5 protein-coding genes are annotated in these 9,244 nt (G+C 70.8%); 1 reads left to right on the forward strand and 4 read right to left on the reverse strand.

Annotated elements, in window-relative coordinates; translation table 11 throughout:
• Positions 1 to 3: 3 nt before the first annotated feature.
• The 3 genes from E1166_RS26835 to E1166_RS26840 form a co-directional block, all read right to left on the reverse strand.
• Positions 4 to 759 (reverse strand): alpha/beta fold hydrolase, encoded by a 756-nt coding sequence (locus E1166_RS26835; RefSeq protein ID WP_165944436.1) that lies wholly within the window; start codon positions 757 to 759, stop codon positions 4 to 6.
• 5 nt (positions 760 to 764) lie between these two features.
• Positions 765 to 1,205 carry a hypothetical protein gene (locus tag E1166_RS31220; RefSeq protein ID WP_165944437.1) on the reverse strand — a complete coding sequence of 147 codons (441 nt, stop codon included), beginning with the start codon at positions 1,203 to 1,205 and terminating at the stop codon, positions 765 to 767.
• Positions 1,206 to 1,424: 219 nt separating this feature from the next.
• Positions 1,425 to 3,383, reverse strand: a complete 1,959-nt coding sequence (locus tag E1166_RS26840; protein ID WP_132342717.1) for a penicillin-binding transpeptidase domain-containing protein — start codon at positions 3,381 to 3,383, stop codon at positions 1,425 to 1,427.
• Positions 3,384 to 3,675: 292 nt separating this feature from the next.
• Between E1166_RS26840 and E1166_RS26845 the strand changes: the two genes are divergently transcribed.
• The gene (locus tag E1166_RS26845; RefSeq protein WP_132342718.1) at positions 3,676 to 8,733 is read left to right on the forward strand and encodes an NAD-glutamate dehydrogenase; all 5,058 of its coding nucleotides are present in this window, start codon (positions 3,676 to 3,678) and stop codon (positions 8,731 to 8,733) included.
• Positions 8,734 to 8,787: 54 nt separating this feature from the next.
• Here the strand turns inward: E1166_RS26845 and E1166_RS26850 are convergent.
• Positions 8,788 to 9,244, reverse strand: a 457-nt coding sequence (locus tag E1166_RS26850; RefSeq protein WP_132342719.1) for a class F sortase, incomplete at its 5' end; no start/stop codon positions are given.

A 9,244-nucleotide genomic window follows, 5' to 3' on the forward strand; every position in this document is an offset into this window, starting at 1 on the left:
TATCTACACGCGTAAGATCGTCGGCAGCGTCAGGTGTGTATAAGAGACAGGGCCGGGATCGGTGGCGGCGGACACGATCTCGTTGCGCAACGCCAGGTAGCTGGAGTCGGCCCGGGTCTTCGGCCGGATCACCGAAAAATGATCGCCATCGACCACGCCGCCGGCGCGGAACAGCCCGTTGGCGTTGATCGGCGGGACGATGTTGTCCGTTATACCCGCGTAGGCGGCGATGTGCAGCGGCCATTCGTTCGGGCCGTACGCGTGCGCGTTCAGGATGCCGCGGTCCAACGCCCGATGGGTCTCAATGATCGTTTCCTGAAGCGGGCGCAATTCCCGTTCCTGGGGATTGCGCCACGGTATCGCCAGCCGGCGCAGCGACCGGGCGAACTCCGCGCCCGAATTGGGACAGGCGAACATCACCACGCGCCGGATCGGTGCCAGTTCGTACCCGGCGGCGCGGGTCAGGGTCCGGGCCAGGAACCGCTGGATCACCAGGCCGCCCTGACTGTGCGAGACCAGCACGATCCGTGTCGCCGTACCGACGTCGTCGCGTAGGTAGGTGCGGAGCCGGTCGGCGATGTCGTTGAGATGCGGGATCCGACGGTCCGGGCGGAGCCGGACGACCCGCGAGTCGTACGGGAAGAAGTGGGTGCGCAGCGCAGGCAGGTCCGGGTCGCCGGCCAGCAGCTCGGCCATCGGCTCCCAGGCCCGTGGGGAGGAGAAGAGACCGTGGACGAAGACCACGTCGACCGGATCCACCGGGCTCACCTCCCCTGCGGCTCGACCGTCACCGGCGCGGCGGAGGACGTCGGCCCCACCTCGGTCTCCGTCGGCCCGGCGGTCGGCTCGAGCGCCCGGGCCGGGGACCGGGTGGCCGCGACCACGTCGACCACCACGCGGGTGAGCAGGGTGGCCAGCGCCAGGAGCACGCAGACCGTCAAGACCGCCCGCGACGCCGGGCCGGGCGGTACGGCCCCGGCCAACACCAGCAGCGCCAGGGCGGTGCCGGCCATGATGGTGACGACGATGAACAGCGAGTACGCGCGCACCCGCGGGCGGGTCCAGAAGAGGACGCCGTCCGGGTCCGTGCGGCGAGGCCGACGATTTTGTTCGGCGAGGCGATCAAGAAAACGGGATTCCCAGATCAGTGCCAGCAGCAGTACCGGGAGAACCTGTGCGGCCGTGGCATAGAAGTCAGGGAACACCGTGACACCCTTCCCGGCGTTGTCGGAAGTCGTATCATCCAACCGTTCGCCATTGGCAAGGATCGCACGAATGGGCAGCACCGGATAGGCGTACGTCGTGGCGGCGGCGCTTTTCCGGGGCGCTCCGGCGACGATGGCCTAACCGCGACCATTGGCCCGTTGGTGGATAGTGTGGGACAGCAATGCGCCGGGCGGTCCTCGATCGTTACGCGGTTAGGGTCAGGGCAGGGCGCGGAGGAACCGTTCGGCGATCGGGACCGCGCTCGACGTGCTCGACCCACCCTGCTCGACGAAGACCGCGAACGCCACGTCACCCCGCCACCCGACGAACCAGGCGTGCGTGTGCGACGGGTCGTTGTCGTACTCGGCGGTGCCGGTCTTGCCGTGCACCGGGGCACCGGGCACGTCCGCGAGGGCCCGGGCCGTGCCGGCCGTGACCACCTCGCGCATCATCGTCCGCAACGGCTCGACCGACTCGGCTTTCAGTTGCGGTCCGGGCTCGGCCGGCTTCGCGGGCGCGGGGTCGGTCACCAGCTTCGGCTGCTCGAACCGGCCCCGGGCCACCGCGGCGGTGGCGCCGGCCATGGCCAGTGGGCTGACCAGCGTGGTGCCCTGGCCGATCGCGGCGGCGGCCTGTTCGGTGGGGCCGCCGTCGGCGGAGATCCGGCCGGTGAAGACGTCCATCCCGAGGTCCCACTGCCCCTCCAGGCCCAAAGTGCGGCCGGCGCCGGCGAGCCCGTCGGGGCCCAGCTTCGGCGCGAGCGCGGTGAAGGCGGTGTTGCAGGACTTCGCGAAGTCCGTCCGGAACGGCACCGGGCCGAGGGCGAAGTCGTCGGAGTTCTTGAAGGAGCGGCCGTCGACCACGAACGTCTTCGGACAGTCCACCGTGGTGCCAGCGGTGACCGCGCCCCGGTCCAGCAGGCCGAGGGCGCTGACCATCTTGAAGGTGGAGCCGGGCGGCACCTGGGCGGTGAAGGCCAGGTTCTCGCCGGCCGCACCGGGGCCGTTGGCGGCGGCCAGCACCGCACCGTCACTGACCCGGACGGCGACCAGCGCGGAACGGCGTTTCTCGCCGCGCAGCGCGCCGTCGGCGGCGTTCTGGGTGGCGACGTCGAGAGTCGTGCGCAGCGGCTGCCCCGCGGTCGGCTCGTGCCGGTACACCTCGACCCCGGGCAGCGGGCGGCCGTCCGCTCCGTTGCGGGCGATCAGCACCGCGACCCCCGGCACGCCGCGCAGCCGGTCGTCGTACCGGCCCTGGAGGCCGCCGTGGCCGACCTGGTCGCCCTGGGCGTACTTTCCGGGGTGCCGGGCGAGGTCGTCGGCCTGCGCCTCGTCCACCGAACCGAGCAGCGCCCGAGCGAACTCCCGGGTGGGGGCGAGGTCCCGCTGCTCGGTGGCGAACTTCGTGCCGGGTAGGTGGTAGATGCGCGACTTGATCTGCCGGTACGCCTCGTGGCGCAACGTGACCACCTCGACGAAGGCGTCCGGATCCGCGGCGCTGAGCCGGCGGGGCAGGTCGGAGACGTCGACCGGCGGGGTGATCGGCGGCCGGACCGCCCGGAACGCGGCGTCGAGCCGCTTCGCCAGGGCGGTGGGGTCGTCCACCTCGCCGGGCTGCACCCCGATCCGGACCACCGGGCGGGGCGCCACGATCGGCTGCCCGGCCGCGTCGAGGACGGCGGCGCGGGTGGGGCGCTCCCGGCGCAGGGTCAGCCGGTCGCCCTTCTCGACCTGCTCGTGGACGATCTGCGGCTCCCAGATCAGCTGCCACTGGTCGCCCTTGCCCTGACGCAGCCGCAGCGGGCGGTCGTACGCCCAGGTGGCTCCGCCCGGCAGCGACCATTCCACCCGGATCGGCACCGTGGCGATGTCCTTGGTGACCGTGGCCTCGCCGGTGCGGCGCAGCGTGGGCGGGGTGGCCGCCAGCTCCCCGGAGAGCGCCTTGAGCTCTTCGGCCACCTGATCGGCGGGCAGCCGGGTGCCGGTCGGGTCGCGGAAGCCGACCGCGTCGAGGTCGCCCGAGCGCCACCCGGCCAGGAACGCATCCACGTCGCGCTCCGGCCCGCCACCGTCGGAACACCCGACGAGCACGCCGGCGGTCAGCACGGTGGCGGCCAGCGTCGCGAACCTCCGGCGGGCCGGAGTGCGGAACCGGTGGTACGGGTAGGACAGGCTCATGAGCCTTACACCTCCGTGGTCTCGACGCCGCCCCGCAGGCTAGTACGGGCCGACTTTCCGTACCGACCGGCATGCCGGCACGCTGCGTGAAGACGATCCGACACAGGTGTGATGAACATCGCCAGTCGGGGTACTCGGCGACCGGCCGACCACGGATCTGCAACAGGCGAAAGGACGACAGTCCCGAACCGGACGTCCGGCCGGTGGTCCGCCGACGTACGGGCCGAAGGGCAGGCCCTAGGCTGGGCGGCAGAGTGACCCACAACGCGGTGGGTCGAGGGGAGTGGCACCGATGGACCGGCGTCCGGCGATCAAACCGGGACCCGACCTCCGGCAGGCTGACACCGGCCGGGACGACAGCTTCGATTCGGCGACCGACGGGGACGGCTTCGGTCGACTCGACACAGGAGTGACCGGCTTGACCGGTTCGAGATCCGACGCCCGTTATGACCTGAGCCTGCCGACCGAGGTGCTCGGCGCGGACGGGGAGGACGGCGAACTCGACGAGCCGGTGCCCAACGCGGAACGCCTGGTGGCGCAGGCAGTGGCGTTGGCCGGTGACGACCAGGACGCCGCGACCCTGGTGAGCCGGTTCTGGCGGTTCGCCCCGGACGAGGAGCTGATCGGGTTCACGGCCGAGGAGATGCTGACGGCCGCCCGGGCACACCGGGAGCTGGCCCAGCAGCGGGTGCCCGGCGAGTTGAAGCTGCGTATCCACTCACCCGACGCCGAGCAGCACCACACGGTCATCGAGATCGTCACCGACGACATGCCGTTCCTGGTCGACTCGGTGACGGCGCTGCTGAACTCGCATCACCTGGACGTGCACCTGTTGGTGCACCCGCTGGTCGTGGTCCGTCGCGAGCCGCTGGGCCGGCTGACCGAGGTCTGCGCCGACGTCGAGCCGGACGACGCGATCGCCGGCGACCTGGTGGAGAGCTGGATGCGGATCGAGACCGACCCGGTCCGCGACCCGGAGGAGCGGGAGAAGCTCCGCCGCGAACTACAACGGGTGCTCACCGACGTGCGCGAGGCCGTCGAGGACTGGCCGAAGATGCGCCAGCGGGCGCTGGCCCTCGCCGACGAGTTGGCCGCCGCGCGCACCTCGGACAACCGCCCGCCGGTGCCGGAGAAGGACATCACCGACTCGGTGGAGTTGCTGCGCTGGTTGGCCCACGACCACTTCACCTTCCTCGGCTATCGGGAGTACCGGCTGGTGGACCGCGCCGACGGCCGCGGCCCGGCGCTGGAGGCGGTGCTCGGCACCGGCCTGGGCATCCTGCGGTCGGACTCCCCGGAGGCCCGGTCGTTGTCCTCCATGAACCCGGAGGCGCACGAGAAGGTGCTGGAGAAGCGCCTGCTGATCATCACGAAGGCGAACTCGCGGGCCACCGTGCACCGCTCGGCGTATCTGGACTACATCGGCTTCAAGATCTTCGACGAGACCGGGTCGGTGGTCGGCGAGCGACGCTTCCTGGGCCTGTTCTCCACCGCCGCGTACCGGACCAGCGTGCAGGAGCTGCCGGTGGTCCGGCGCAAGGTCGCCGAGGTGCTGGACCGCTCCGGGCTGAGCCTGCGCAGCCACTCCGGCAAGGACCTGCTGCAGATTTTGGAGACGTACCCGCGCGACGAGCTGTTCCAGATCAAGACCGACGACCTGTACCACGCGGTGACCGGCGTGCTGCGCATGGCCGGCCGCCGGCAACTGCGCGTCTTCTTGCGCCGGGACGCCTACGGGCGGTTCATCTCCTGCCTGATCTACCTGCCCCGGGACCGCTTCACCACCCAGAACCGGCTGCGCATGCAGGACATCCTGCTGCGCGAGCTGAACGGCGTCGGGGTCGACTACACCACCCGGGTCACCGAGTCGATGCTGGCCCGGGTCCACTTCATCGTCCGGACCGACCCGACCAACCCGCCCGGCGACATCGACGCCGACCTGCTCGCCGAGGAGCTGGCCGACGCGACCCGGCTGTGGGACGACGACTACCGGCTGGTGCTGGAGCGCAAGCTCGGCGACGAGCAGGCCAAACACCTGTTCGCGCGGTACGCTGACGCCTTCCCGGAGGGCTACAAGGACGGGCACACCCCGTACGAGGCGATGAAGGACCTCGCCAAGCTGGAGCTGCTGGAGGAGCCCGGCCAGCTGGAGATGCACCTGTTCCGCAAGCAGTTCCCGCCACGGACAGGTGGCGGCCGGGGCGTGGACGTCGACGACATCATGGACGTCCGGTTCAAGGTCTACCGGTACGGCGAACCGATGATGCTCTCCGCCGTGCTCCCGGTGCTGCACTCGCTCGGCGTCAAGGTGGTCGACGAGCATCCGTACGAGGTGGACCGGATCGACGGTCGGGTCTTCCTGTACGACTTCGGTCTGCGGCTGCCCGAGGGGCACCAGGAGCTGGCCGAGGTCCGCCCGCACGTGGAGAACGCCTTCGCCGCCGCCTGGCGGGGCGAGGCCGAGGTGGACGGCTTCAACGAGCTGGTGCTGCGTGCCGGTCTCACCTGGCGGCAGGTGGTGGTGCTGCGGGCGTACGCGAAGTACCTGCGCCAGGCCGGCACGGTCTTCTCACAGGAGTACATGGAGCAGACCTTCATCGCGTACCCGCGGATCGCGGCGCTGCTGGTGGAACTCTTCGAGGTGCGGTTCGCCCCGGGCGCGGCGACCGCCGAGCAGCGCCGGGAGCGCAGCGGCGAACTCGTCGCCGCGATCGGCGAGGCGCTGGACGAGGTGGCCAGCCTGGACCAGGATCGGATCCTGCGGTCGTATCTGACCCTGATCCAGGCCACCCTGCGGACCAGCTTCTACCAGAAGCGCGTCGACGGGCGGCCGAAGTCGTACGTCGCGTTCAAGCTGGACCCGCAGGCGATCCCGGAGCTGCCGGCGCCACGGCCGAGGTTCGAGATCTTCGTCTACTCACCCCGCTTCGAGGGGGTGCACCTGCGGTTCGGGCCGGTCGCTCGGGGCGGCCTGCGCTGGTCCGACCGGCGGGAGGACTTCCGCACCGAGGTGCTCGGCCTGGTCAAGGCGCAGATGGTGAAGAACGCCGTGATTGTGCCGGTGGGCGCGAAGGGCGGCTTCGTGCTCAAGCGGAAGCCGGGGGACCGGGACGAGGCGGTCGCCTGCTACCAGGAGTTCGTCGGCGCGATGCTCGACGTCACCGACAACATCGTCGCCGGGGAGATCGTGCCCCCCACCGACGTGGTCCGGCACGACGGCGACGACCCGTACCTGGTGGTGGCGGCCGACAAGGGCACGGCGACGTTCTCCGACATCGCCAACGAGATCTCCGCGGCGCACCGGTTCTGGCTCGGCGACGCGTTCGCCTCCGGCGGATCCGCCGGGTACGACCACAAGAAGATGGGCATCACCGCCCGGGGCGCCTGGGAGTCGGTCAAGCGGCACTTCCGGGAGCTGGGCCACGACACCCAGACCCAGGACTTCACCGTGGTCGGCGTCGGCGACATGTCCGGCGACGTGTTCGGCAACGGGATGCTGCTGTCGCGGCACATCCGGCTGGTGGCCGCCTTCGACCATCGGCACATCTTCCTGGACCCGGATCCGGACGCCGCGACCTCGTGGCAGGAGCGTAAGCGACTGTTCGACCTGCCCCGGTCGTCCTGGGAGGACTACGACCCGAAGCTGATCTCCGCCGGCGGCGGGGTGTACCCGCGTACCGCCAAGTCGGTGCCGATCTCGCCGCAGGTCCGCACGGTGCTCGGCCTCGACGACGACGTGACGCGGCTGTCGCCGCAGGAGTTGATGAGGGCGATTCTCACCGCGCCGGTCGACCTGTTCTTCAACGGCGGCATCGGCACCTACGTGAAGGCTTCCAGCCAGACCAACGCGGAGGTGGGTGACAAGTCCAACGACGCGATCCGGGTGGACGGCAGGAGCCTGCGCTGCCGGGTGGTCGGTGAGGGCGGCAACCTGGGCTGCACCCAGCTCGGCCGGATCGAGTACGCCCTGGCCGGCGGCCGGCTCTACACCGACTTCATCGACAACGCGGCGGGAGTGGACTGCTCCGACCACGAGGTGAACATCAAGATCCTGCTCAACACGGCGGTCGCCGACGGGGTGCTCGACATCGCCGAGCGGGACCAGCTGCTCGCCGAGATGACCGACGAGGTCGCCGAGCTGGTGCTGCGGGACAACTACGACCAGGCGCGGGCGATCAACAACGCCCAGGCCCAGGCGACGTCCCTGCTCCCGGTGCACCGTCGGATGATCAACGAGCTGGAGCGGGCCGGCCAGCTCGACCGGGCGTTGGAGGCGTTGCCGCCGGACGAGGAACTGGCGGTCCGCGCCGAGTCCGGGCTGACCGCGCCGGAGTTCGCGGTGCTGCTCGCGTACGTCAAGATCGTTTTGGAGCGGGAGATCCTGGCCGACGGGCTCGCGGACGAGGAGTGGACGACCGACGTCCTGGTCAACTACTTCCCCACGCCGATGCGCCAGCGGTTCGCCGACCGGATGGCCCGGCACCGGCTACGCCGGGACATCGTCACCACGGTGCTGGTCAACGAGGCGATCAACCGGGGCGGCATCTCGTTCGTCTTCCGGGTGGTGGAGGAGACGGCCGCCTCGCCGGCCGACGTGATCCGGGCGTACGTGGTGGTGCGCGAGGTGTTCGGGCTGCGCGAGCTGTGGGACGCGGTCGAGGCACTGGACAACAAGGTCTCCCCGGAGGTGCAGACCAACGTCTACCTGGACACCCGGCGACTGCTCGACCGTGCGGTGCGCTGGCTGGTCACCAACCGGCGTTCGCCGATCGACGTGCCGGCGGAGATCGACCGGCTGCGGTCCGGGGTGGCCCGGCTCCTGCCCGACCTGGAGACCCGTTTCCACGGCCGGGAACGCGAGTCGCTGGCCGCGCACATCGACGAGATGACCGCACGAGGGCTGCCCCGACAACTGGCTGAGCAGGCCACCCGGCTGATGTACAGCTTCGGCCTGCTGGACGTGGTGGAGACCGCAGCCGCGAGCGGACGGGACGTCGACGAGGTCGCCTCGGTCTACTTCGTCCTGTCCGACCTGTTCCGGGTGGACTCCCTGCTGTCCAAGATCTCCCTGCTGCCCCGGGAGGACCGCTGGCAGACGCTGGCCCGGATGGCGCTGCGCTACGACCTGTACGCCGCGCTGGCCGCGCTCACCGCCGAGGTGCTCGACTCCACCCCGGACCGCCTGCCGGCGCAGGACCGGGTACGCGAGTGGGAGCAGTCGAACGCCACCTCCATCCACCGCGCTCGCCGGGCGATGGGGGAGTTCGACGAGTCGCGGGCCGACCTGGCCGCCCTCTCGGTGCTGCTGCGCCAGATCCGCACCCTGGTGCGGACCTCCGCCGCGGCCTGAGGCGTCCGTCGACGTGCCTCCGGTGCTCGCGCCCGGAGGCACGCCGTGCGGGCGTCAGGAGGTCATCCTCGCGAAGACGATGACGTTGTCGGTGTAGCCCCCGGCAGCCTTGTCGAACACCCCGCCGCAGGTCACCACCCGCAGCGCCGGGACGTCACCCGGCCCGTAGACCAGCTCGCTGGGGAACGTGTCCTTCGGGTACGACCGGACCTCGTCCACGGTGAAGGTGGCGCGCGTGCCGTCGGCCCGGGACACCGTGATGGTGTCGCCCTTCGTCAGCGAGCCGAGCGAGAAGAACACGGCCGGGCCGAGCTTCGCCGAGTCGACGTGCCCGACGATCACCGCGTTGCCGGCCTCGCCGGGGCTGACGCCGGGGGAGTACCAGCCGGCGCGCTGCGCCTGCTCCAGCGGAGGGACCTGGACGGTGCCGTCCGGGTTGGTGCCGAGTGTCATGACCTCGGCCTCGACCCCGATGCGGGGGATCGAGATGGCGGTGGGGGTGGAGCGGGGC

Source organism: Micromonospora sp. KC213 (genome assembly GCF_004348325.1).
In the GTDB taxonomy this organism is placed as follows: domain Bacteria; phylum Actinomycetota; class Actinomycetes; order Mycobacteriales; family Micromonosporaceae; genus Micromonospora.

What these genes read in the sequence shown, in the direction of transcription:
- E1166_RS26840 (WP_132342717.1), bottom strand. Translation starts at nt 3,383, where the DNA reads ATGAGCCTGTCCTACCCGTACCACCGGTTCCGCACTCCGGCCCGCCGG.
- E1166_RS26845 (WP_132342718.1), top strand. Translation starts at nt 3,676, where the DNA reads ATGGACCGGCGTCCGGCGATCAAACCGGGACCCGACCTCCGGCAGGCT.